This window comes from Acinetobacter sp. ANC_7635 (assembly GCF_056779945.1).
In genome coordinates this window covers 1-273 of sequence record NZ_JBWYIS010000050.1, presented here as the reverse complement: position 1 = coordinate 273, position 273 = coordinate 1, and the positions used below count along the sequence as shown (strand labels likewise).

1 protein-coding gene is annotated in these 273 nt (G+C 46.5%); it reads left to right on the top strand.

Features of this window, described 5'->3' with window-relative positions:
• Positions 1-273, top strand: a 273-nt coding sequence (locus tag AC1M89_RS14835; RefSeq protein WP_481614406.1) for a GA-like domain-containing protein, incomplete at both ends; no start/stop codon positions are given.

Genomic DNA, 273 nt, shown 5'->3' with positions numbered 1-273 from the left:
ATGCACTTGCTGCGAAAACAGAAGCACAAACAAAAGTGACAGCGTTACCTGAGGCAGTACAAGCAGAAAAAGATGCGCTACAAGGTCGTTTGAATGATCTGGTTGATATCACTTTACCAACAGTAAATGACGAAGATGAAGATGGTGTTGTTGATGATATTGGAGAAGCTCTAGCAGCGGCTGAAGCAGCAGTAGAGGCAGCAGAAGCAGCATACGCTGCGGCAGAACAAGCGCTGATCGATGCAAATGCCAATAGCCTCATCACTCCAACAG